The sequence below is a fragment of the Lysinibacillus sp. UBA5990 genome (assembly GCF_002429815.1).
In the GTDB taxonomy this organism is placed as follows: Bacteria; Bacillota; Bacilli; order Bacillales_A; family Planococcaceae; genus Lysinibacillus; species Lysinibacillus fusiformis.
Genome location: NZ_DJAY01000015.1, coordinates 1,817,681 through 1,841,064, shown reverse-complemented (window position 1 = coordinate 1,841,064; position 23,384 = coordinate 1,817,681). Strand labels below are relative to the sequence as shown.

Genomic DNA, 23,384 nt, shown 5'->3' with positions numbered 1-23,384 from the left:
TTCTTTACAACAGGAGGTTCTCCACCTGTAATACTAAGTGTTTTTAAATGAGGTATTTCGTCTAAGCGACGTAAAATTAAATCTATTGGCAATGCCTCAGGATCTTTATTTTGTAATGTATAGCCGACTGCACAGTGTGCACAACGCATATTACAAAGGTTAGTTGTTGTAAATTCAATATTAGATAGAGTCATTTGTCCATGTTGTTCAACATCTAAATACGCTTCCCATGGATCAAAGACAGGCGTTATTTTTTGTAAGGTCGTCATCTTTCGTACATCTTCCTTTCTAGCATTCTATTGTCTCATATTCATCGATAATTTCAAATATGAAATTACTGAAAGGGCTATTTTAGGACTAGATGAACATTTTTTTACCCAATAAAGGAAAATGCTCGCAAATCCATTAACTCCGAAATGGATGAGGATAAAGCGCCTACAAGTCCTACTATTCTGAAAAAGGTGGTTTTACTGTTATTTTTCTAAAAAAACGTTATCATGGATAGAGAAAATAGCACAATGCATCATAGAAAGTAGGTACGGACATGACGAAATATGAAATATTATTATTTGACGTGGATGATACGTTACTAGATTTTGATTTGGCTGAAAATGCTGCACTTGACCGCATGTTTAAAGAAGAAAACTTAGTAGTTACTTCCGAGATGATTGCACGTTACAAAGAAATTAATGAGTCGATGTGGCGAGCTTTTGAGCGTGGAGAAGTAACGAAAAATACATTACATAATACCCGTTTTTCGATTGCTTTAAAGGAATTTGGCATAGAAGTCGATGGGACCTATTTCGAATCACTTTTCCAAAAATATTTGCGTGAGGCCCACCATTATGTTGAGGGTGCTTATGAGGTGATCGCTCAGCTAGCCAATCATTATCATTTATATGTAGTATCGAATGGGGTAACCGTTACACAAAATAAACGTCTTGTGGATTCGAATTTAGCGCAATATTTTAAAGGCATTTTTATTTCGGAGCAAACGGGCTATCAAAAGCCGATGCCGGACTTTTTCGATTATGTGTTTGAACGAATTGATAATTTTGATAAAGAAAAAGCGTTAATTATTGGAGATTCGTTGACATCCGATATAAAGGGCGGTTTACAGTCCGGTATTGATACTTGTTGGTTTAATATCCGCAATGTTGAAAACACAAGCGGCATTGAACCGCATTATGAAATTAAAAAATTGCACGACTTACATGACTTACTGAATCAAAAAGTAGCGCTATAAGTAATTATCAGGCACCTTCTTTGTACTATAGACGGAGGGGTGCTTTTTTTGTTCATTTTTTGAACAGGTTATTCAGGTATAAAAAACTGAGGAAAGGGCAAAACCATTTATGAGACTAGTTTCCATGAAAGGGGAAATATTCGATGAATACGGTTTTAACAGCCAATAAACGCCAAAAAGGACGTCAATCCTCACTAACACAGCTTCGACAAAATGGCGCCATTCCTGGTGTTGTCTATGGCTTTCAAATGGAATCAACAGCCATTACATTAGACGCAAGAGTATTTGCGAAATTACTTGCAGCGCATGGTACAAAAAGTGTTTTTCAATTAGATGTTGATGGAAAGCGTATTAATGCTGTTTTATCAGAAGTTCAGCGTTGTGCTTTAAAGGGGAATATTAAACATGTTGATTTTAAATCGATCAATATGTCAGAAGAGCTGGAAGTAGAAATTCCAGTAACCGTAATCGGGGATGCCATCGGAGTAGCAGATGGAGGTTTCCTATTACAGCCTAATCGCGAGGTTCGTATTAAAGTGAAGCCAACAGAAATTCCCGAAACAATTGAAATTGATGTCACGAATGTAGCAATTGGGACGTCCCTATACGTGGGAGATATTCGTCAACAATTTTCATTTGAAATTTTACAAGAAGATGACTACACACTCGTGACGATTACACCACCATCTGCTGAAAATGTTCAAGAAGATGACACTGTGGACGACACGCCTGAAGTGATTGAAGCCACAGGGAAAAATACATCTGAGCCAGAAGCATAATATGAAAAAAGGGAGCCATTTTCCAACATGGCTCCTTGTTATTTCGCTAAAAAAGGACAATGCATTTTTTGCATTGTCTTAAAGCTTAAATGACGGCGCTTTTCACGCCCGTCCATCTCATAAATAATTTTTCGTTATAAGTTAAGGCAAATTGTACAATTGGTCCAAGTCCAAAGGCCATTATCACCGTACCAATACCAATAGGACCGCCAAGTAGGAAGCCAAGTACAGCGACTGTAACTTCCATGGTCGTACGGGAACGTGTTACGCTCCAGCCAAGTTTATGAACCATCATTAGCATTAAGGTATCACGTGGACCAATTCCTAAATTAGCCACCATATACATACCACAGCCCCAGCCCAGTAATACTAGCCCTGTTAGGTAAGAAACAAGTTGCATCCAAAAGCCATCGATATCAGGTAGCCAATAATTAAAAATATCAATAAAGATGCCAGCTAAAAACATATCGATAAAAGTTCCTGGCAATGGGAATTTTTTCGTTATTAGCATATCAAACGCTAGAATAGCCAGTCCTAAAATAATAGACCATGAACCGATTGTTAACCCGAGTGTTTTAGTTAAGCCAATATGTAAAACATCCCAAGAGCCTACACCAAAAAGCTGCCCTTTAATTGTTAATGTGATGCCAAAAGATAGCACGATAATGCCTGTTATGAAAAATAAACAGCGCGTAAAAAAAGCTTGTTTCATTTTTTAACCCTCATTCATCCGTAAATTCCTGTTGTCCATCCAATTATTATAACAAGAGATTTTCAAATTGCCAGAAGTTTGTCATTTCACATTTTTCAAAAAAAACCGTTTAGCTTTAGGTGGAGAGGGCAAAATATAGGTATAGAAGAAAGGATGAGATGAAATGACTTCTGTACGCGATGAAATTTTAGAAGTTTTGAACCGTGAAAAAATTGGAACGATGGCTACTGTAGAAAACGGGAAACCTTATTCGCGCTATATGACGTTCCAACATGAGGATTTTGTGTTATATACTGTGACGAATAAGCATTCTGAGAAAATGGAGGAGCTCCGTAAAAATCCATATACCCATATTTTATATGGCTATGAAAATGGAGGCTTTGGTGATACCTATGTGGAAATAGAGGGCAAGCTCACTGAAGTACACGAAGAAGGAATTAAAAATAAAATTGCAGAATTTTTTACGAGTATTTTTATTGGCAATCAGGATGAAATGGTGACCTTAAAAATTGAACCTATTCGTATGCGTCTGATGAATAAAAAAGGACAACCACCAAAAGAGCTAGAATTTTCGAGCGACCATTAATCAATGGTCGTTTTTTACTGACTTGACGATTAATAGTTGCAATGATAGACATCTTTCAGGCATGATAGTTCTTAAAAGAAAAAGGAGTATAGGCTATGACAACAAAATTACAACAGTTAACGCAAAATATATTATCATCTCAAGGTAAATTAGAGGCAGATTTTATTCTTAAAAATGCACAAGTTGCCGATGTCTTTACATTAACGTGGAAGAAAGCGGACATTGTTGTGAAGAATGGCATGATTGTGGCACTGGATACTAACAACAGATTTCATGCAAAAGGGGTAGAGGATGCAGCGGGGAGCTACGTCATTCCTGGATTAATAGATGGCCATATACATATTGAATCTTCGATGCTAACACCGGGGGAATTCAGTCGTGTCTTAATTCCTCATGGAATTACAACCGTGATTACAGATCCACATGAGATCGCAAACGTAGCAGGAGCAGAAGGAATCCAATTTATGCTGGATGATGCACAAAAAGCTGATATGGATATTTTTGTGATGCTTCCTTCAAGTGTACCAGGGACACAGTTTGAAAATGCTGGCGCAACATTAACAGCCCAAGATTTGGAGCCATTTCTGCACCATGAACAAGTTCGTGGCTTAGCGGAGGTGATGGATTTCCCAGCTGTGTTAAATGGAGAAGAGGGGATGCTTCAAAAAATTTTATTATCAAAGGAAGCAGATCTAGTTATTGATGGGCATTGTGCGGGCTTACAAAGTGAGCAAATAACGGGCTATCGGGCTGCAGGTATTCAGACGGATCATGAATGTGTGACAGCCGAAGAAGCCATTGATCGTGTAGAGCAGGGGATGTATGTCCTTATACGAGAGGGATCAGCAGCGAAAAATTTACGTGATTTATTACCAGCCGTTCAGCCACACACTGCACGTCGCTTTGGTTTTTGTACGGATGATAAATATGTGGATGAGCTGATTGATGAAGGTAGCATCAATTACGATGTTGCCATGGCAATAGCGGAAGGGATGACACCTTTGCAGGCAATCCAATTAGCAACCGTGAACACAGCAGAATGCTATCGTTTATTTGATCGAGGAGTACTTGCACCAGGCTATAAGGCTGATTTCGTACTTTTAAATGATTTATCGACAATGCAGGCAAAAGCAGTTTGGAAGAATGGTCATAAAGTTGCTGAAAATGGGGAAATGCTGTCAAGTCGTCAAGAGCCAATAGTTCCTGCCCATATTCATCACTCTGTTCATTTACCAAGCATCACAAAGGATAGACTACAACTATCATTCACCAAGGGAACGAAGGCGAATGTGATGGAAATTGTGCCGAATCAGCTGATTACCAATCATTTAGTCATAGATGTACCTGTGAAAGAAGGCGTATTTGTGCCATCGGTAGAACAAGATTTACTGAAATTAGCCGTTATCGAACGCCATCATCATTTGCATACGACTGGCTTAGGCATTGTGAAAGGATTTGGTTTACAAAAAGGTGCAGTAGCTACCACAGTAGCCCATGATTCACATAATGCTCTTGTCGTGGGAACAAATGATGAGGATATGGTTCTGGCGCTCTCCCGTATTCAGGAAATCCAAGGTGGCTTCGTTATTGTAGCGGACGGTGAAATACTCGCGGAGATGCCTTTAACAATCGGGGGCTTAATGACAGATGTACCAGCACAGCAGGCGAAGGAACAGCTAGCTGGCTTACACGGTGCTTTACAGAAGCTCAACCCAACTTTAGATTTTCATTTTCTACTGACATTTTCTTTTGTAGCATTACCAGTAATTCCTGCATTAAAGTTAACAGACACAGGGTTATTTGATGTAACAACCTTCCAGCATATAGCAGTGGAAGCATAGACAAAAAAATCGACCTAGTTGCGGAGAGCGATTAGGTCATTTTTTTCGCTTAAAATTGTCTAATAACAAAAGATAGAAAGCTGTCTCAGGGTAAAAATTAGATTGAAATAACAAATCCGAAGTTTATTTAAATGGAGTTTAACAAGCGGCTTTATAATGATTGGTATCGGAAGAAGAGTCCTTAATGATAGACTGTTTTTAGATACTTTGAGATATACAGATTTACCATTCTATGATGACAAGTAGATCTGTCTATCTTGCAGAAACGAAATCGATCGGGCACAAGTGTATCTAGCACAATTTTTAAGGTCACTTTTACAAACAGAGAGGAAGCAGGACATGAGAAGTAGAAAAGGCTTAGTCATTAGTTTATCGGTGATAGCTATAATGTGGATTTTACATACAACATCAAAAAATTTTATAGTCGACCCGACATTTTCGGCATTTCTTGCGAACAAGGAAATAGAAATTCCGAATGCAAAATTATGGATTGTCATGATCCAACTACATATTGTGTTAGCCATTATTGCTTTAATTACTGGGCCATTTGGTCTTTCGAGAGCGATAAGAATGAAAAACCCTATTCTACACCGCTGGAATGGTCGAATCTACGTAACGGTGATTGTATTTAATATACTTCCAGGATATTATGTAGCGCTATACGCAAATGGGGGTATATGGAGTACGATTGGTTTCTTCATTTTAAATACGCTCTGGTTGCTTACGACGATAAACGGTTATCGTTTTATAAGAAAAGGACTAGTTCATCGTCATCGGAGCTGGATGCTAAGAAGTTTTTTCTTAACGTTTGCTAATCTAACTATTTACATAATTGTGACGATATTGCATGATGTAGCGGGTCTTCCATATGGATTTTCGTATTCGTTAGGAGCGTGGTTAGCCTTTATGATTAATTTAGTATTAGCAGAGTTTGTGATTAGAAAATCGACCATTTAACGTCGTTTCAAAAAAATTTAGAAATTATCGTGAAAAGGAAGATTATATGAAAAAATGGATTTTACTTTTTTTGATTATAGCTGCTGTGGTAATCGTTTTAACGACGAATGATACAGAAACAAAACAGGATAGGACAATATTTGTAGACAGCAATGGAGATGATTCCAATAATGGTACAAAATTAAGCCCATACCGAACACTAAAAAAGGCGGCATTAGAAGCGGAAGCAGGGACAACCGTATTGATACGGAAAGGCATTTATAAGGAAAAGCTTTCTGTTATACATAGTGGTACAAAATTAAACCCCGTTATTTTCAAGGCGTATGAAAATGAAGAAGTTATTCTTAGTGGAGAATCGATGGAAAATACTGACGATGATGCAACTCTTATAACGATAAAGAATAAAAATTACATTACCATTAGTGGATTCACTATCCAGGATTTAACGACAGAACAACTAGATGAAACAGTAATGGGAATCTATGTAACAGGCTCCAGTAGCCATATTACCGTAGCGAATAATCATGTGAAAAGGATAAAAACTTTTGCTGAGGATGGAAATGGGCATGGCATCGCTGTCTACGGAACAGGTTCAATGAGAGATATAAATATTGTAGGTAATACAGTGGAAGATTTAATGTTAGGTGCAAGTGAATCACTGGTCCTGAATGGAAACATTGATGGATTTAAAATTGAAAATAATGTAGTCCGTCGGAGCAATAATATCGGAATTGATCTGATTGGGTTTGAAGGAATTTCAAATGATAAAAAAATGGACTATGTACGAAACGGTGTTGTAAAAAATAATCAAGTTTATGAAATTTCCTCTTATGGTAATCCAGCATATGGCGAGAATTATTCTGCTGGGGGAATATATGTCGATGGTGGAAAGAATATAACGATTGAGAACAATACTCTTTATAAGAATGATATAGGAATTGAAGTAACATCTGAACATGCAAATAAGTATGCGGATAATATAAAGGTACTAAATAATACAGTATATAATAATTTTTTTACAGGAATATCGATTGGTGGGTATGATGAAGAAAGAGGAGGGACGAAAAATTCGATCATCTCTCACAATATTATTTACCGTAATGATACGATGGAATTAAATGGAGGACAGCTTTTATTACAGTATGATACTCAAAATAATGTAATAGAAAAAAATATACTAACAGCTGGATCTTCTCGAATATTTATAGCCAACTATTTTACTAGTAATAAAAAAAACAAATTGAAGAGGAATGTGTTTCATAAAGAAAAAGGGGAGAATGGTATTTGGATATGGAAGGATAAGGAGTATGACTCGTTTAAAAAGTTTACAAATGCTTCCAATAGTGATGCGACATCTAGTTACCTAGATCCTCAATATAAAAACATGGACAAATATGATTTTAGACTTGAAAAGGATTCACCTGCGGAACATATAGTGAAGTAAAAAATAGGAAGGCTAAAGCTAAAAAGACAATCGAGTTATCGAAAAACCATTTGTTAAACTAAAGGTAATTTTGTGGAAGTGTGTCAAACTTTTTTCACTACTTACGGAGGTTAATGATTATGAAAATAATGAAGAAAACAGCCAAGTTTGTGGGAATATTGCTAGTTATATTGGTTTTGATTATAGGGTTTGGTTATGCTTTTCTTGAGATTAATCCCTTTGGCAATAAACCAGGTAAACCAGTTGCGGATATTGAACGAAAGGTTGAAATTTGGGGAGAAGAAGTTGCAGGTAATCATTCTGGAAGTAAGCTAGACGATATGAATATTAAAGGTAATCCTAATAGACTGCTGGCTACATTTAAATTTATCGGCAATATTGTAGGAGAAGACTATGAAGATAATGAGGCTTCCATTGATACGTTTACATATGTCCATGAAATGGAGGGAGGCTATGAAAAGTCTACCTATGAGGATGAGCCATATTTGATTCCTTATACGGTGTCAAACAGTGATAGTGCTGTCATTGTCATCCCAGGTGGGGGGTATGGCTTTAAGGAAATGGATGGCGGAACTACTGAAGGAAAAGATGTTGCTGAATCATTAAATAAGGCAGGTATCAATGCGTTTGTTCTACACTACCGTTCCAATCCCTATGAATGGCCCATTCCTCAATTAGATGTGCAACGTGCTGTCCGTTACTTACGTTATCATGCAAATGATTATGGTATACATCCTAATAAAATTGGATTGATAGGCTTTAGTGCAGGTGGTTTTCAAACAGGGAGTTTTATTAATCTCGTTCAGGGGGAAAAAATGCTACCAAAAAATTATCAGCTAGATGCTATCGATGCAGTTGATGACCAAGTAGCAACTGCAGCCATGATTTACCCTGCATTGACGTACCGCTATAATGTCCCAATGCTCTTTGCTTCTTTTGATGATAAAGTTGTTAGGAATCCAGAAGAACGTGAAGAGCTTTTGCATAAGACCGATTTATCGAAGCATTTCAGAACTGCTCATATCCCTCAATTTATTGCTTATGGAACGAAGGACTCAGCTGTTGGGGTAAAAGGCCCTCAGGAATATATTCAGTCCGCACGAACTGCAGATGCGGATGTCACTGTAATTGTAGCAGAAGGTCAGAATCATGGCTTTAAGCAGCAACACTATATGAGGGAATATCTTGAATGGGTAAAAAAAGCTTTCGACTCTTCTAATGTGTCTTTGAAAGAAGAGTTGAAAAAAGAGAATGAAAAGTGAAACCATACTAAAAAATACCAAGAATGGAAAAGCGTTTTTGTTTATTTATCATAAATAGAAATGAAAATCTATTAGTTTGGATGATTAAGAATAAAGCGAATTTGGAAGATAATAATTCCGAATTCGCTTCTTTTTCTTTAAGTAATGATAAGAGGTTCTTTAAAATTTTTTAGAATTACTTCTTCTCTGTGGCAAAATAAAGTATGGAAAGTATAGGTGGGATTATTCCGATCCATAATGCAGTACCCCATCCACCTAGTGCGAAGGCCCATCCCCCAATCCCTGAGCCAATTGCACCACCAAAAAAGAAAATAGCCATAAATAGCCCATTCAGACGACTACGAACTTCGGGACTCAACGAGAAAAGTGCACGTTGGCTGAGCACAAGATTTGCGGATACTCCAGCATCCAACAATAAGGATGAAACTACGAGAACAGCTATTCCAATAGTTGAGCTAGTTTGAATAAGAAGCGGCAATAAAAGAGAAATGACAACTGTAAGAAGTGCTATTCCTGTTGCAGGTCTAGTCAAGCCAAGATCAGCAATTCGTCCTGCAATAGGCGCAGCTACTGCACCAGCGACTCCAACAAGCGCGAATAACGCAACATCTTTCTGAGAAAAATGAAAGGCAGGGCTAGTTAACAGTTGTGGAACTGTTGTCCAAAACAAACTAAAAGATGCAAATACACCTGCATGATATGCAGCCCGACGCCGTAATATCGGTGTTGTTCGTAACAAATGCCACATAGAACCGAGTAGAGCTATATAGCGTGTATCCGTTGAAGGCTTTCTTGTAGGTAACACCTTTGAAAGTACAATAGCCAAAATCATAATAGTTATGGCAGACAAAATGAATATCGCATGCCAGCCAAGAAACTCAGCGACTAAACTCGACAAAGGACGTGAGAGCATGATTCCAAGTAACAAACCACTCATGACATTGCCGACAACACGGCCACGTGAAGAATCAGAAGAAAGATATGAAGCAAAAGGTACGAGTACTTGCGTAGCTACCGAACCTAAACCTATGACAAACAAAGCGACTAAGAACAACAAAATTTGTTTGGTCATTGCTGTAATTGCAAGGGCGAGTGACGTAATAAGTAAAGATGAGATAATCAGCTTCCGATTTTCAAGAATATCTCCTAACGGAACGATAAATAGCAAACCGACTACGTAACCGATTTGCGTTAACGTAACGATTAAGCCAGAACTATTTGGAGACAACCCCATTGATGAGCTGATTACCCCAACTAAAGGCTGAGCATAATATAAATTAGCTACAATGATACCGCATGCGGCAGCCAAAAGAATGGTTAACCACGAAGGAATGTTGTTTTCGATTATTTGTTTCTTTATAGCAGTCATTTTATCCAACTCCTTGTACGAGAAATAGAATGTTTTACAGTTAATAATTTAAAAAGTCGAGTAGTTTCCCTCCATAGTTAGTCAATTATTTTTATTTTATATACTAAACGTTCAGTATATAAAATAATTAATTATATGATATACTGAACGTTCAGTTTTGTAAATAAGGAATTTCAACTTTCTGTTTTTTTATAAAATTGATATACTGAACAAACAGTTTATTAATTTCTGAAGAAAGGTGGTATTTATAATGAATGGAAAAAGAGGCAGACCTCGTAATTTAGAAGCACAAAAATCAATCCTCTCCGCATCCTATGATTTATTGTTGGAAAATGGATTTCAAGCTGTTACGGTTGATAAAATCGCAGAATACGCCCAAGTTAGTAAAGCAACTATTTATAAATGGTGGCCAAACAAAGCTGCAGTAGTTATGGATGGTTTCCTTTATGCTGCCTCTGAAAGATTGCCGGTGCCTGATACTGGTTCGGCGTACAATGATATTCTAACTCACGCCACAAATTTAACCATGTTTTTGACGAGTCGCGAGGGGACTGTAATTACGCAGTTATTGGGGGAAGGACAGTTTGATTCAGGATTGGCAGATGCCTATCGTGCTCGATATTTCCATCCCCGCCGACTTGAAGCAAGGAGTCTTTTGGAAAAAGGGATTCAACGCGGTGAATTGAAAAAAAGTATCGATATTGATATATGTATTGATTTAATTTATGGTCCGATCTTCTATCGATTACTTGTGACTGGTGACACATTAGATGAACCATATGTCCAACAATTAATATTAAATGCTTTCGAAGGAATTCGTACTACCTAATTGTAAAATAGGTTTAATCGAATCATCGCATTAAATAAATGACCAGGCCTTATGATAATAGTGAGTACCTGGTTTTTTATTTGACAAGGATAAATGTAAAAGATGCTTTTAATATCTTTGTGGGATATTAATTAACGTTTTTTCTGATTTTAAAAATGATAATTCTCCCCCTGGGCGATATAACAAAAATAAAACCTATCCAAAGACATCTGCTTTCCTCTTATATAAAATCGGTTTTTTCGATTCATTTTATCGAAATAATCATCTTTATCGATTTGTAAAATCATTATAAGATAAAACTATTCGGGAACAATACTAGAAAACTTTAAGGAAGAGGGGATCAGCAACATGTCGATAGCCGTTATTTATGGTGGAAATCGTCCGAATGGGAACGTAGAAACTTTAACAAAATTAGTAACACAAGATTTAAAAGTTGAAGAAATTTATCTAAAGGATTATTCAATTCAACCTATAATAGATAACCGCCATACAGAGGAGGGCTTTTCTGAAGTCAATGATGATTATAATTCCATCATTGAACGTATACTTCCACATGATATTCTATTATTTTCTACACCTATTTATTGGTATAGCATGACAGGGGCGATGAAAAACTTTATTGATCGATGGTCACAAACTTTAAGAGATTCAAATTACCCCAATTTCAAGGACAACATGTCTTCTAAAAAAGCGTATGTCATTGCAGTTGGTGGTGATATGCCCTATATAAAAGGGTTACCAATGATCCAGCAGTTTCAACATATCTTTGATTTTATGGGGACATCATTTGAAGGATATATTTTAGGAGAAGGAAATAAACCCGGAGATATAGTTCAAGATTTAAAAGCGATGTCAGCAGCTGAATGTCTTAGAAAAGAACTACAATAGCATGAGATTAAAAGGGATTTGGACGATAAAGCTTCCAAATCCTTTTCTGTTTAATGGACCTCGTTTGGTTGATAGGTTGTTCACTTTTGCTAAGCTAGTGTAAACTGGATTTACTAGCAATAAAAGTGAATGATTTATAAAAATGTATCGGAAAAGTTGATTAAGAGAGGTGCGTAAATGGATATAAAGCAGCTTCAAACATTTTTAACTGCAGCAGAAACATTAAGCTTTACACAAACGGCACAGCGTCTAGACTATGCTCAATCAAGTATTACTGCGCAGATTAAAACATTGGAACAAGAGTTAGGGGTTATACTTTTTGAGAGGCTTGGGAAGCGGATCATATTAACAGAGGAAGGCAAGCGTTTACAACAATATGCCGAAAAAATGTTAGAGCTAGATCGTGAAATGAAAAAAGCAATGTCCAATAAACAAGAACAAGTGGTGTTAAAAGTAGGGGCACAGGAAAGTCAATGTGTTTATCGACTGCCAAGCATTTTACAGCAATTTCAACAGGCGCATCCCCATGTGAAAATTATATTTAAGCCTGTGCATACGACTGCGATTGCCAAGGAGTTATTGCAATCAGGTAAGTTAGATGTGGCCTTTATAACAGATACGTATCAGGAAACAGCGATGCTACATCGAGAGCGTTTACTCGAAGAACAGCTTATTTTTGTGAGTACCTCGAAAGATAGAAGGGAGCCTCTCGTCGCTTCTCATCTTTCAACTGAAACCATGCTACTAACAGAAACAGGGTGCTCCTATCGCAATCATTTAGAAGCACAGCTACAGCAGGAAAATAGTATGCCGCTACAAATGATAGAGTTTGGGAGCATAGAAGCGATTAAGCAATGTGTGATAGCTGGTTTAGGTATTACATTTTTACCAAGAATGGTCGTAGAAAAGGAATTAGCAAATGGACAATTAGAGGAAATTCGCTCGACAATCAGCTTAGCACCAATTTTTACAGACATTGCTTGGCATAAAGATAAGCATATGCAGCCTTGCCTTCTGGATTTTATTGCCATAGCCAAGGAGCAATATAAAATTTGGGGTGCTCAAAAAAGAGCCTGATCGAATCAGACTCTCTTGTGTACTATTGTTGTTTTAGCGTACCAGAATAATTGGTGCCTTCACTACGCTCTGCACGACAATCCACTTCCGTAACTTTCAGCGCATTATTCGTTAATCGCTCTAGCTCGACGACACAGCGATTGCCGTTTGAGGACTTATTCATTAATGCCTTATTTGAACTTGTTATCGTGGCAGTTCCGTTGACTTTTCCTGTAGCTGTCCCATCATTCGCAGTTAAAGCAATAGAAAAGCTATTGTTTGTGGCGTTTGAAATGATAGCATCTCGACGGTTAAAGTCATTTGTTCCTTTACCCCATTTATAATAATACGTATAAACGCCTTCCCAAGCACTCTTGCTAGGTGTAGTTTGTTGCAATGATTTATCGAGCTGATTTTGGGCATTTTTAGCACGTGTATTTAACGATAATTTGTTGGCATTGTCATGAATAGCTTGTGCATCCCCTGAAATTTCATAAAAATTTCGTTCATCCATGCGATACAGCATTGTCACAACTTGTGCACGTGTCATATTGTTGGTCACACCATAAAACTTTTGTAAATTACGGTCTTCATACTGTGGATTTTGCCCAGATGAAATATAGTAATCAAGTAAAAATTGAATAGATGAATCTAATCCTTTTTTGCCACTAGCTAAATGAGTAATAGCCTGTGCAACGACACCACGCTTCACGGTAGCAGCTCGTAGCCGATTATCGAAATAGCCGTTTAAAGGGACACCATAGCTAGCAAGCTGGTTATAAAATTCATCCGACCAGATGGCAGAAGGGGTCTGTTTTTTTAATTCATCGATGGGAGATTCAAGCTCGTAAAAGATAGCTAAAAGTTTAGCTAATTGCTGTTCGGTAATGGTAGCATTCGGTTTAAATGTACCATCTGCAAAACCATTCACAATATCATATTCTTCTGCCCATAAGATAGCTTCATAGGCATAATGATCCTCTGACACATCTTTAAAACCAGCAGCTTGTACATTGCTTGCACTACCTACGATAAGAATGGAAAATAATAATATACCTATTAATTTTTTCATTTGTCATCTTCATCCTTTCCTGCTCGATATGTTAATAGTTTGCAGGAAATGGATAAAAACTGCAAATTTTTCTCAATAAAAAAATAATCGCTACCCTCTACAGAGAAAGCGATTATTTAGTGTTATTTATTGGGCAGTATAACCACCATCCACTGTTAATGTGTTGCCTGTCATAAATGTAGAATCATCGCTGGCCATGAATAAAACGGCTTTTGCCATTTCCTCTGGTTGACCTAAACGTTGCATGGGTGTTACTTGACGTAATGGCTCTTTGCTCTCTTCAGGAATAATCGGTGTATCAATAAAACCAGGGCAAAGGGCATTGACACGGATACCGCGCGTAGCAAACTCTAGTGCTAGTGAACGTGTTAAGTTGATAACGCCACCTTTCGCTGCATTATAGGCTGCAGAACCTGGTGAACCAACCCATCCATACATGGAGGCAGTATTGACAATTGTCCCACCATTCGCTTTTAGCATTTCCTTAATGGCTGCCTGTGCCATTAAAAATACACCATCTAAATCCACATTTACTGTTTGACGCCATTCTGCATAAGGTAACTCCTCGGTTGGCGTTACTCGTCCAATTCCTGCATTATTAAATAGAACATCGACCTTGCCAAATGTCTCTAGTGTTGTATGATAAATAGCGGCTACTTCATTTTCATCTGTTACATTCGCTTTAATAAAGATAGCCTCTGCTCCGCCTGCCTGCAGTTGGGCTGCAAATGCTTGACCTTTTTCTTCATTAAGATCCACAAGTACCACTTTAGCACCTTCTGCTACAAATAATTCAGCAGTTGCTGCTCCAATTCCAGAAGCACCACCTGTAATAATTGCGACTTTATCTTGTAATTTCCCCATATATGACACTCCCTTAAAAGTAAATTTTCTTGCACACTGCGTCGATCACGGTGTACTTTTATTGTAAAACTCTATACAACGGAAACAATCATTAATGTTAGGGCAAGTGTCTAACTAGTAGACATATCTATGTAAAATGTCTAAAAGGGGAGGAAGAAATAGTGACAAAATGGACACAAAGGCAAGAAAGAACCCGTCGTTATTTTTATAGCACTTTAGTGGATTTAATTAAAAAACAAGGATTTCAGGCAATTACAGTAAAGGATATTGTAGAACAAGCAGGCTATAATCGTAGTACCTTTTATGTGCATTTTCAGGATAAATTTGAGCTAGCGGAAAATTTGCTAGAGCAGATGTTAAATGGACTAGAAGAAGCAGTAGGTGAACCATACCTTTTTGGGGAAAGAGTGTATACAACGAAGCTCAAAGCTCCTTCATTTAATATTATTCATTACATTTATAAGAATCGTACATTTTTTGAGCTATTAAATGTTGAAGATACGATTCCTGGATTGCATACGCGCATGCCTTTGACGATTACGAAAATTTATCAAGAGCAATTTAACTTTGAGACCATAAACAATCAACCAGTGAATATGGATATGTTTAAACATTATACCTCTTATGGCTTTTACGGATTAATGATGCAATGGATTGCAAGCGGCTATGAAAAATCAGAAGAAGCTTTAATAAAAGACGTCATTGAATTGACTCGAACGCATATTTATGCATTTGAATATATAGGAAAACCACTGGGAGTCAACGATTGACCCGTATTTAATATCACTATTTTATAAAAAATCTCTAATCATAGCATTAGAGATTTTTTGTTTGGGCGAAAGTAAATTTTCCTCTAGAAAAAAATTTTTTTAAAGAAATTTTCATAAAATGGTTGAATTATTTTTGTATTAAGCATATATTTTTCCTAAGGGAAACAAAATATCTCTAAAGAAAGAAGAGTGCGTGAATGAAAGAGTTAGGTGATTTCAAGCTGACGATTCTTCCAATGGTTGTTTTATTAATTCTTACAATTCTTTGGAAACTTACAGAGTCTGTAGGAGCGGGCATAATATTAATCCTTTTCTGGATGAGCTGGCGCCAGTTTATTCGGAAAATTATATAAATAAAGTGGCTGTATGAGAAAGAGCGATGCCATTAATGATGCAAGTCTGACAAGGCGGGCGTATCCGAAAGATTTAATAAGGCATGTCCGCCACCCCCTTTATGGTGCATCATGACTGCTTTTTTTCAAGCAATAGCTAATAAAATGAAAGTAGAGGTAAGTCAATGAAACAATGGTTAGGTGTATTCGTACTATCACTCTCACTTCTGTTATTCGGTTGTTCAACTGAAGCAGAGGGAGAAAAAAAGGGAATCGTTGTCGCCACGACAGGACAAATTGCAGATGCAATAAAAGAAATTAGTGGCGATCATTTACAAGTATCAGCATTAATGGGACCAGGGGTAGACCCCCATTTATACAAGGCTACCCAAAGCGATTTATCGAAATTGGATAAGGCCGAAGTTATTTTTTACAATGGTTTACATTTAGAAGGACAGATGCTCGACATTTTTGAACAAATGGGAAAAGATAAAACCGTGTTAGCTGTTGGGGAAACATTAGATACTAAGCAATTACTTGCTAGTGATAGTGATGCCATGCTACATGATCCTCATATCTGGTTCGATATTGAGCTTTGGAAGGGAGTTGTCCAAGCAATCAGTTTGCAACTCCAAGAAGAATACCCAGAATTCAAAGAGGATTTTCAACAAAATGAAATGTCTTACTTAAAAAAGCTGGATGATTTACAAAGCTATGCAAAAAAACGAGTCGAAGAAATTCCACAGCCGCAAAGGATTTTAGTAACTGCCCATGACGCTTTTAATTATTTTGGTCGAAGTCAAGGCTTTGAAGTGCGTGGGTTACAAGGGTTAAGTACGGATTCAGAGTACGGAGTCAAAGACGTTCAGGAAATGGTTGATTTCTTAGTCGCTCATAAAATCAAGGCCATTTTTATCGAGTCTAGTGTATCTGATAAAGCGATGAAGGCGGTTATAGAAGGGGCTAAAGAAAAGGGACATGACATTGTGATTGGCGGAGAACTATTTTCGGATGCAATGGGTGCGGAAGGCACGACAGAAGGTACGTATATAGGGATGTATCAATATAACATCGACACAATTGTCGATGCATTAAAGTAGGTGGATAAAATGGATGCATTAACAGTGGAAAATCTTTCAGTAGCTTATGATAAGAAAACAGTATTGGAAAATGCCTGTGTGACGGTTCCTAAAGGTCATCTAGCTGCGATTATCGGGCCAAATGGTGCCGGGAAATCAACGTTTTTAAAGGCTATATTAAACCAACTTCCTAATAAAGTTGGAAAAGTAGAAATTTTAGGCAAAATCTTTGAGCCAAAAAGTTTAGTAGTCGGGTATGTACCACAGCGAAATGCCGTTGATTGGGATTTCCCGACAAATGCTCTCGATGTTGTGTTAATGGGGAGATATGGCCATACAGGTTTATTTAAAAGACCGACGAAACAGGATAAACTAGTTGCTCGGCAAGCATTAGCAAGTGTAGGGATGCTGGACTTTGCAGATCGTTCTATAGGACAGCTTTCGGGTGGACAACAGCAGCGTGTATTCCTAGCAAGAGCTCTAGCACAAAATGCAGATATTTATTTCTTAGATGAACCATTTGCTGGCGTAGATGCTGCAACAGAAAAAACGATCATTGATATTTTAAAAGAATTAAAGGCTCAGGGAAAAAGTATTTTTGTCGTGCATCACGATCTTCAAACGGTCAAAGAATATTTTGATTATACAATTCTACTAAACAAAACGATATTAGCATCAGGTGCAACAGAAGATGTTTTTACACCAGAACAATTGCAAAAAACATATGGTGGTAAACTATTCATGATGCAGCATGCATAGGGAGGGTTCATGATGATAAGTGGTAACTTATTGTGGGTACTTAGTGGCACTATGTTACTCGGTATAGCTGCAGGCATAACAGGTACCTTCTCCTTCTTGCAAAAACAAAGCTTAGTGGGAGATGCTGCGGCACATGCAGCATTACCAGGCATCGCGCTCGCATTCCTCCTCACAGGGCAAAAGGAATTACCAATTTTAATGCTCGGAGCGGGTATTACATCTGCTTTATCTGTGTATTGTATACAATGGATTGTATCTTTTTCAAAGTTGAAGGCGGATGCAGCTATTGGATTAGTACTGACCGTATTTTTTGGCATCGGCGTTGTGTTTTTAACTGTTGTTAACAGAAGTCCAATTGGAAACCAGAGTGGTCTTAATAACTTTATTTTTGGTAAAGCGGCAACGATGACAAAAGCGGATTTAATGTGGCTGTTCATCAGTGCAGCCATAATTATTTTAGTTAGTCTTTTCTTTTATAAGGAATGGAAATTACTCATCTTTGATCCTGTTTATGCAAAAGGAATTGGCTTACCGATTGAGGCTTTAAAGGCCACCCTAACAGTGTTAATTGTCATGACGATTGTTACAGGTATCCAAGCTGTAGGCGTAATTTTAATGTCGGCTCTATTAATTATTCCTGCTGCTAGCGCCAAATTATGGACGAAAAAATTGAGTACGATGCTCCTTTTGAGTGCAACGATTGGAGGTATCTCAGGTGTTACAGGTACTTTTATAAGCGCGATTCGAACAGGATTATCAACCGGTCCAATTATCGTTCTAGTGGCGGCAGGTATATTCTTTATCTCCTATTTTATAAGTCCTGCTGGTCAAATTAATAAATATCGTAGAAAAATGCAATTTCGAAAGCAGGGTGATATAGGATGATAGAATTTTGGGTTGTATTAACGGGCTTATTAGTGGGTGTAACATGTGGGATTGCAGGCGTTTTTCTTATTTTGCGTAAAATGTCTATGATAGCCGATGCCATTAGTCATACTGTACTGTTTGGTATTGTGATGGCCTATATCATTACCCAATCATTGAATGGCTTTTGGATGCTAATAGGTGCAGCAGTCGCGGGTATTTTAACTGCTTATCTCGTACAATTATTACATTCTTCTGGTATTCAAGAGGATGCAGCGATAGGGGTGGTATTTACATCCTTGTTCGCGGCGGGTGTGCTGTTAATTACATTATTTGCAAGTAATGTCCATTTGGATGTAGAACATGTCTTAATGGGAGAGATTGCTTTCGTCCCATGGGATCGATGGACGATTTTAGGTCTAGCAATGCCTAAGGCTGTGTGGATGCTTTTACTTGTATTAGTCATCAATATTGTATTTTTGCTACTATTCTTTAAGGAAATGAAGCTTGCAACCTTTGACCCTGTCTATGCCGCAACAATTGGTATACCCGTAGTCTTTCTCCACTATGGATTTATGACCTCTATTTCATTTACAACGGTTGCAGCCTTTGATAGCGTAGGAGCCATTTTAGTCGTTGCCATGTTAATTGGACCGGCGGCAACTTCTTATTTAATTAGTAAGACGATTAAGCAAATGTTTATCTACAGCATGCTCTTTGGTGCTGGTGCTTCTGTCATTGGCTATTATTTAGCGAAGCTATGGGATACCTCTATAGCAGGGATGATGGCTACAATTGTAGGCTTACTATTTATCATTACATTAATTAGTCAAAAAATAATCGAGCGTAAAAGAAAAGCGCTTGTGCATAAACTAGAACTATCTTAATAAAAAACAACGTTTGATACTTTCATCAAACGTTGTTTTTTGCTTGTATAATTCAAACTTTTGGATGAGTATTCTTTATAGGAAAAATAGTATACTCTTAAAAAAAGATTGAATTGGGTGGAGTGGCATAGAAACTAGCAATATTTTTATATCGCTATGTACGAATATTTAAAATTTTGTTACGATAGGTTTTATGACATTGGAAGAACAACGAGGAGAACAGCATGTGGCGAAATCGAAATGTATGGATTATTTTATTAGGTGAATTTGTCGTAGGTCTAGGCTTGTGGGCTGGTATTATTGGAAATCTCGCCTTTATGCAAGAGGTAGTACCTTCAGACTTTCACAAATCATTAATTATTTCTTGTGGTATTTTAGCGGGCTTGGTCGTAGGGCCTATGGCTGGTCGCATTATTGATCAATCGAAGAAAAAAACGGTTGTACAAATGGCGAGTATTGGGCGAATAGTGAGTGTTTTATTTATGTTTATCGCTCTTTATACAAATTCGGTCGTATGGATGATTTTATTTTTAATTACATTGCAAATAGCAGCTGCCTTTTATATGCCTGCATTGCAATCGATTATTCCAATGATTGCAAAGGAGCAAGACTTAATTACGCTGAATGCCTGGCAAATGAACGCTAGAACTATTTCTAGAATCATCGGCACAGCCGCAGCAGGATTTATGCTAAGCTTTTTTGAATTAAAGTGGTTATATATCATTTCATTTATCGTTTATATCGTCATGTTTGTTATTACTAGTTTATTGCAATTAGATGAAGCGACGAATGCAACAGTAACAAATAAAGAAAAAGGGAACTTTAAAGAGGTATTACCGATGGTGAAAGATCATCCAATGGTGCTAATGACATTGGTTCTTATGTTAATTCCAACGTTATTTTTAGGCTCTTTTAATTTAGTCATTATGAAAATCTCGGAAATGCATCAATCTACAACGATTTCAGGTTTGTTGTATACAGTGGAAGGCATCGGCTTTATGCTAGGTGCTGCAGGCTTAAAAATAATTGCTGATCGAGTACAAATGGGCACGCTCCTCTTTACATTGGCATTTATTATTGGGTCTATGGAGCTCTTGCTGTTACTAGCAGATATCAAACTTTTTGCTTTAGTAGCTTTTGGGATATTTGGCTTTACAGTAGGCTGTTTCTTCCCAACGACGATGGTTATTTTTCAGAAACAGGTTCCAAAACAATTCCATGGGCGTTTTTTCTCTTTCCGAAATATGATCGATTCGGTCGTCTTTCAGGTCGTGCTATTGTCTACAGGTATGATGCTAGATTTAATTGGCTTAAGTGGAATGGGACTTGTGTTCGGCATTATCAGTTTAAGCTTAACGACAACCTTTTTATTGTATTCTAAGAAGAAAAAAGTCGTTATGCATGCCCTCTAGTTCTATCGATAGAACATGTTTTTAAAACGTGTTCTTTTTTTGTGCTTAAACAATAGTTTTCTTCGTAACATTAAGTAATTGACAATGGTAAAATAAAGCATTAAGATTCAACTATTCAATAAATTAATTGAATAGTTGAAGGGTGGTATTCAAAATTGCATGAGCGACATTTAAAGGATTTGTTATATCAAGAGTTCGCTAGAATTGGTAAAAGTTTATCAAGTCCTAAACGATTAGAAATACTTGATATTCTATCTCAAGGTCCAAAGTCTGTTGATGCATTAGCCAAAAGCACAGATATGTCCGTTGCTAATGTGTCTCAGCATTTAAAGACACTATTTAATGCCAGATTAGTAAAGTTTTCAAAGGAAGGTAATTTTGTCATTTACGAATTAGCAGATGAAGTGATTGCTAAATTTTTAACGACATTACATGCACTCTCTGAAAAGCAATTGATTCAGGTTCAACAAATAAAAGAAGAATTTTTTAATGAGCATCTTGGCATAGAGGGATTAACGCTTTCGGATCTCGTAACACGGATGGATAAGGGAGAAGTGCTATTACTCGATGTTCGACCAAAAGAAGAGTTTGAACAAGCACATATTCCAGGTGCCGTTTCTATGCCTATTGAAGAGTTAGAGGATCAATTAGCTACATTACCCACTCATGTTGACATTGTAGCTTACTGCAGAGGACCTTATTGTTTAATGTCAGCCGAAGCTGTAAAAATGTTGAAGGCAAAAGGGATCAAGGCTTTCCGGCTAGAAGAGGGGGTTTTAGATTGGCAGAGGATGACTGGAGAATAACGGATAGCTAGTTGGAGCGAAAGATAGGGGCAAATAAAATCTTGTGCAAATTAGAAAGAGGAGGTAAAGAATGTCTGGAAAAGTGGAAGTTACGATAGAATCATATATAGAGTCACCAGAAAAACTAAAAAGCTTATATAGGCGTGTACTACTAGTAGTAAGCCTTTCTCAAATATTTGGGGGAGCAGGACTAGCGGCTGGTATTACGGTAGGCGCTTTATTAGCCCAACAAATGCTTGGAACTGATGCTTATGCAGGAATACCATCTGCATTATTTACGTTAGGGTCAGCTGGGGCAGCTTTCATTGTTGGTAAATTATCACAACGTCATGGCCGTCGAACAGGGTTATCCACTGGTTTTATTGTTGGGGGGCTAGGAGCCATTGGAGTCGTCATGGCTGCGATATTTAATAGTGTTATTATGCTGTTTATATCTCTATTAATCTATGGAGCAGGAACTGCAACCAATTTACAGGCACGTTACGCGGGCACAGACTTAGCGAATGACAAACAACGTGCTACAGCAATTAGTACGACTATGCTTATGACAACATTCGGCGCAGTTTTAGGTCCTAATTTAGTAGAATTGATGGGAAAAGTGGCGCTATCGATTGGTATTCCCGCGCTTGCTGGTCCTTTTCTATTATCTGCTGCCGCTTTTATAGTAGCAGGACTTGTTCTATTTGTGATGCTGCGTCCGGATCCCTTAGAAATTGCTAAAGGAATAGAGGCACATAAGCAAAAATATGCTCAAGAACATCAAGTACATTCCACACATCCAACAGGGAATAAACGTGGCTTAGCGGTAGGGGCAACCGTGATGGTTTTAACACAAATTGTCATGGTAGCGATTATGACGATGACACCTGTACATATGAAACATCATGGTCATGGTTTATCGGAAGTAGGCATTGTTATTGGATTTCATGTAGGTGCTATGTATCTACCATCGCTTGTAACAGGTATTCTTGTTGATAAAGTTGGACGAACAGCCATGAGTATTGCCGCCGGTGTTACGTTGTTACTAGCGGGTTTATTAGCGGCATTCGCTCCAAGCGATTCGATGGTTTTATTGATAGTAGCACTTTCTTTACTGGGGTTAGGCTGGAACTTCGGTTTAATTAGTGGTACCGCACAAATCGTGGATGCGACCGAGCCGTCTACACGCGCCAAAACACAAGGGAAAATGGATGTTTTTGTGGCATTGGCAGGGGCATCTGGTGGTGCTCTTTCAGGAATGGTCGTAGCGAATGCTAGTTATGCGGCATTATCCTTGGCAGGGGGGCTATTGTCGTTACTGCTCATTCCCGTAGTTATTTGGTCTAGAAGAGCTTGAGTTAACCTGTAATAAATCTTGTAGTTAAACGTCTATATATAGTAGTTGAACCGAAATATATTCCGAAAAGTTACCTCTTAACAAAATAAGTCGCCAATAGGCGGCTTTTTTATTATCAATCGTATTAAAACTCGATATTATAACTATTATATTTACATAAAATAACAATTAATATAAAGCTATTGTATTGTATACTAATATTTTACAATAATGGTATTATTATATTAATCGGCC

General features: G+C 37.6%; 24 protein-coding genes. 19 read left to right on the top strand and 5 right to left on the bottom strand.

What is annotated here, in order from left to right:
- Positions 1-269: radical SAM protein (locus B3D94_RS21825; protein ID WP_291760517.1), on the bottom strand; the 269-nt coding region annotated here is incomplete at its 3' end.
- Between the two features lie 275 nt (positions 270-544).
- Between B3D94_RS21825 and B3D94_RS21820 the strand changes: the two genes are divergently transcribed.
- Complete coding sequence (locus tag B3D94_RS21820; protein ID WP_069481796.1) at positions 545-1,246, top strand: YjjG family noncanonical pyrimidine nucleotidase; 702 nt, start codon at positions 545-547, stop codon at positions 1,244-1,246.
- A gap of 143 nt (positions 1,247-1,389) precedes the next feature.
- Complete coding sequence (locus B3D94_RS21815) at positions 1,390-2,025, top strand: 50S ribosomal protein L25/general stress protein Ctc (protein WP_069481795.1); 636 nt, start codon at positions 1,390-1,392, stop codon at positions 2,023-2,025.
- 85 nt (positions 2,026-2,110) lie between these two features.
- Here B3D94_RS21815 and B3D94_RS21810 read toward each other — a convergent pair whose 3' ends face one another.
- Positions 2,111-2,737 carry a YczE/YyaS/YitT family protein gene (locus B3D94_RS21810; RefSeq protein ID WP_008181003.1) on the bottom strand — a complete coding sequence of 209 codons (627 nt, stop codon included), beginning with the start codon at positions 2,735-2,737 and terminating at the stop codon, positions 2,111-2,113.
- Positions 2,738-2,900: 163 nt separating this feature from the next.
- Here B3D94_RS21810 and B3D94_RS21805 point away from each other — a divergent pair, with 163 nt between their 5' ends.
- The 5 genes from B3D94_RS21805 (at position 2,901) to B3D94_RS21785 (ending at position 8,827) form a co-directional block, all read left to right on the top strand.
- Entirely contained in the window at positions 2,901-3,323 is a 423-nt protein-coding gene (locus B3D94_RS21805) for a pyridoxamine 5'-phosphate oxidase family protein (protein WP_291760508.1), read from the top strand.
- A gap of 95 nt (positions 3,324-3,418) precedes the next feature.
- Positions 3,419-5,164: an adenine deaminase gene (ade, locus tag B3D94_RS21800; RefSeq protein WP_291760505.1), complete on the top strand. Its 1,746-nt coding sequence runs from the start codon at positions 3,419-3,421 to the stop codon at positions 5,162-5,164.
- A 339-nt stretch (positions 5,165-5,503) separates the two neighbouring features.
- Entirely contained in the window at positions 5,504-6,121 is a 618-nt protein-coding gene (locus B3D94_RS21795) for a DUF2306 domain-containing protein (RefSeq protein ID WP_291760502.1), read from the top strand.
- A 46-nt stretch (positions 6,122-6,167) separates the two neighbouring features.
- Entirely contained in the window at positions 6,168-7,565 is a 1,398-nt protein-coding gene (locus B3D94_RS21790; RefSeq protein WP_291760499.1) for a right-handed parallel beta-helix repeat-containing protein, read from the top strand.
- 119 nt (positions 7,566-7,684) lie between these two features.
- Positions 7,685-8,827: an alpha/beta hydrolase gene (locus B3D94_RS21785; protein ID WP_069481790.1), complete on the top strand. Its 1,143-nt coding sequence runs from the start codon at positions 7,685-7,687 to the stop codon at positions 8,825-8,827.
- A gap of 175 nt (positions 8,828-9,002) precedes the next feature.
- On the opposite strand, the gene B3D94_RS21780 is transcribed toward B3D94_RS21785, so the two are convergent.
- Positions 9,003-10,196 (bottom strand): MFS transporter, encoded by a 1,194-nt coding sequence (locus B3D94_RS21780; RefSeq protein WP_291760494.1) that lies wholly within the window; start codon positions 10,194-10,196, stop codon positions 9,003-9,005.
- A gap of 250 nt (positions 10,197-10,446) precedes the next feature.
- Between B3D94_RS21780 and B3D94_RS21775 the strand changes: the two genes are divergently transcribed.
- From B3D94_RS21775 to B3D94_RS21765, 3 genes are all read left to right on the top strand, one after another.
- Positions 10,447-11,025: a TetR/AcrR family transcriptional regulator gene (locus tag B3D94_RS21775; protein ID WP_291760492.1), complete on the top strand. Its 579-nt coding sequence runs from the start codon at positions 10,447-10,449 to the stop codon at positions 11,023-11,025.
- A 348-nt stretch (positions 11,026-11,373) separates the two neighbouring features.
- The gene (locus tag B3D94_RS21770; RefSeq protein ID WP_291760489.1) at positions 11,374-11,913 is read left to right on the top strand and encodes a flavodoxin family protein; all 540 of its coding nucleotides are present in this window, start codon (positions 11,374-11,376) and stop codon (positions 11,911-11,913) included.
- Between the two features lie 177 nt (positions 11,914-12,090).
- The gene (locus tag B3D94_RS21765) at positions 12,091-12,990 is read left to right on the top strand and encodes a LysR family transcriptional regulator (protein ID WP_291760485.1); all 900 of its coding nucleotides are present in this window, start codon (positions 12,091-12,093) and stop codon (positions 12,988-12,990) included.
- 22 nt (positions 12,991-13,012) lie between these two features.
- On the opposite strand, the gene B3D94_RS21760 is transcribed toward B3D94_RS21765, so the two are convergent.
- Together B3D94_RS21760 and B3D94_RS21755 are read right to left on the bottom strand one after the other, a co-directional pair.
- Positions 13,013-14,041, bottom strand: a complete 1,029-nt coding sequence (locus B3D94_RS21760) for an S-layer homology domain-containing protein (RefSeq protein WP_193832353.1) — start codon at positions 14,039-14,041, stop codon at positions 13,013-13,015.
- A gap of 126 nt (positions 14,042-14,167) precedes the next feature.
- A complete protein-coding gene (locus B3D94_RS21755; RefSeq protein ID WP_193832352.1) occupies positions 14,168-14,905 on the bottom strand; it encodes an SDR family NAD(P)-dependent oxidoreductase in 738 nt (245 codons plus the stop codon).
- Positions 14,906-15,066: 161 nt separating this feature from the next.
- Between B3D94_RS21755 and B3D94_RS21750 the strand changes: the two genes are divergently transcribed.
- From B3D94_RS21750 to B3D94_RS21710, 9 genes are all read left to right on the top strand, one after another.
- Positions 15,067-15,675 (top strand): TetR/AcrR family transcriptional regulator, encoded by a 609-nt coding sequence (locus B3D94_RS21750; RefSeq protein WP_291760479.1) that lies wholly within the window; start codon positions 15,067-15,069, stop codon positions 15,673-15,675.
- Between the two features lie 197 nt (positions 15,676-15,872).
- A complete protein-coding gene (locus tag B3D94_RS21745; RefSeq protein ID WP_175423046.1) occupies positions 15,873-16,028 on the top strand; it encodes a hypothetical protein in 156 nt (51 codons plus the stop codon).
- A 164-nt stretch (positions 16,029-16,192) separates the two neighbouring features.
- Positions 16,193-17,107, top strand: a complete 915-nt coding sequence (locus B3D94_RS21740) for a metal ABC transporter solute-binding protein, Zn/Mn family (protein ID WP_291760476.1) — start codon at positions 16,193-16,195, stop codon at positions 17,105-17,107.
- Positions 17,108-17,116: 9 nt separating this feature from the next.
- Positions 17,117-17,845 (top strand): metal ABC transporter ATP-binding protein, encoded by a 729-nt coding sequence (locus B3D94_RS21735; protein ID WP_069481781.1) that lies wholly within the window; start codon positions 17,117-17,119, stop codon positions 17,843-17,845.
- Positions 17,846-17,854: 9 nt separating this feature from the next.
- Positions 17,855-18,730, top strand: a complete 876-nt coding sequence (locus tag B3D94_RS21730; RefSeq protein WP_291760472.1) for a metal ABC transporter permease — start codon at positions 17,855-17,857, stop codon at positions 18,728-18,730.
- Positions 18,727-19,596: a metal ABC transporter permease gene (locus tag B3D94_RS21725; protein WP_069481779.1), complete on the top strand. Its 870-nt coding sequence runs from the start codon at positions 18,727-18,729 to the stop codon at positions 19,594-19,596. Before B3D94_RS21730 ends, B3D94_RS21725 begins: the two co-directional genes overlap by 4 nt.
- Positions 19,597-19,820: 224 nt before the next feature.
- Positions 19,821-21,008 (top strand): MFS transporter, encoded by a 1,188-nt coding sequence (locus tag B3D94_RS21720; protein ID WP_069481778.1) that lies wholly within the window; start codon positions 19,821-19,823, stop codon positions 21,006-21,008.
- A gap of 155 nt (positions 21,009-21,163) precedes the next feature.
- A complete protein-coding gene (locus B3D94_RS21715) occupies positions 21,164-21,814 on the top strand; it encodes an ArsR/SmtB family transcription factor (RefSeq protein ID WP_291760467.1) in 651 nt (216 codons plus the stop codon).
- 70 nt (positions 21,815-21,884) lie between these two features.
- On the top strand, positions 21,885-23,150 hold the full coding sequence (locus tag B3D94_RS21710; RefSeq protein WP_291760463.1) for an MFS transporter: 1,266 nt from the start codon (positions 21,885-21,887) through the stop codon (positions 23,148-23,150).
- The last annotated feature ends 234 nt before the right edge of the window (positions 23,151-23,384 follow it).

Bases quoted from the DNA above. Each gene is read 5' to 3' on its own strand.
- B3D94_RS21820 (WP_069481796.1), top strand. From the start codon at position 545: ATGACGAAATATGAAATATTATTATTTGACGTGGATGATACGTTACTA.
- B3D94_RS21815 (WP_069481795.1), top strand. From the start codon at position 1,390: ATGAATACGGTTTTAACAGCCAATAAACGCCAAAAAGGACGTCAATCC.
- B3D94_RS21810 (WP_008181003.1), bottom strand. From the start codon at position 2,737: ATGAAACAAGCTTTTTTTACGCGCTGTTTATTTTTCATAACAGGCATT.
- B3D94_RS21805 (WP_291760508.1), top strand. From the start codon at position 2,901: ATGACTTCTGTACGCGATGAAATTTTAGAAGTTTTGAACCGTGAAAAA.
- ade (WP_291760505.1), top strand. From the start codon at position 3,419: ATGACAACAAAATTACAACAGTTAACGCAAAATATATTATCATCTCAA.
- B3D94_RS21795 (WP_291760502.1), top strand. From the start codon at position 5,504: ATGAGAAGTAGAAAAGGCTTAGTCATTAGTTTATCGGTGATAGCTATA.
- B3D94_RS21790 (WP_291760499.1), top strand. From the start codon at position 6,168: ATGAAAAAATGGATTTTACTTTTTTTGATTATAGCTGCTGTGGTAATC.
- B3D94_RS21785 (WP_069481790.1), top strand. From the start codon at position 7,685: ATGAAAATAATGAAGAAAACAGCCAAGTTTGTGGGAATATTGCTAGTT.
- B3D94_RS21780 (WP_291760494.1), bottom strand. From the start codon at position 10,196: ATGACTGCTATAAAGAAACAAATAATCGAAAACAACATTCCTTCGTGG.
- B3D94_RS21775 (WP_291760492.1), top strand. From the start codon at position 10,447: ATGAATGGAAAAAGAGGCAGACCTCGTAATTTAGAAGCACAAAAATCA.
- B3D94_RS21770 (WP_291760489.1), top strand. From the start codon at position 11,374: ATGTCGATAGCCGTTATTTATGGTGGAAATCGTCCGAATGGGAACGTA.
- B3D94_RS21765 (WP_291760485.1), top strand. From the start codon at position 12,091: ATGGATATAAAGCAGCTTCAAACATTTTTAACTGCAGCAGAAACATTA.
- B3D94_RS21760 (WP_193832353.1), bottom strand. From the start codon at position 14,041: ATGAAAAAATTAATAGGTATATTATTATTTTCCATTCTTATCGTAGGT.
- B3D94_RS21755 (WP_193832352.1), bottom strand. From the start codon at position 14,905: ATGGGGAAATTACAAGATAAAGTCGCAATTATTACAGGTGGTGCTTCT.
- B3D94_RS21745 (WP_175423046.1), top strand. From the start codon at position 15,873: ATGAAAGAGTTAGGTGATTTCAAGCTGACGATTCTTCCAATGGTTGTT.
- B3D94_RS21740 (WP_291760476.1), top strand. From the start codon at position 16,193: ATGAAACAATGGTTAGGTGTATTCGTACTATCACTCTCACTTCTGTTA.
- B3D94_RS21735 (WP_069481781.1), top strand. From the start codon at position 17,117: ATGGATGCATTAACAGTGGAAAATCTTTCAGTAGCTTATGATAAGAAA.
- B3D94_RS21730 (WP_291760472.1), top strand. From the start codon at position 17,855: ATGATGATAAGTGGTAACTTATTGTGGGTACTTAGTGGCACTATGTTA.
- B3D94_RS21725 (WP_069481779.1), top strand. From the start codon at position 18,727: ATGATAGAATTTTGGGTTGTATTAACGGGCTTATTAGTGGGTGTAACA.
- B3D94_RS21720 (WP_069481778.1), top strand. From the start codon at position 19,821: ATGTGGCGAAATCGAAATGTATGGATTATTTTATTAGGTGAATTTGTC.
- B3D94_RS21710 (WP_291760463.1), top strand. From the start codon at position 21,885: ATGTCTGGAAAAGTGGAAGTTACGATAGAATCATATATAGAGTCACCA.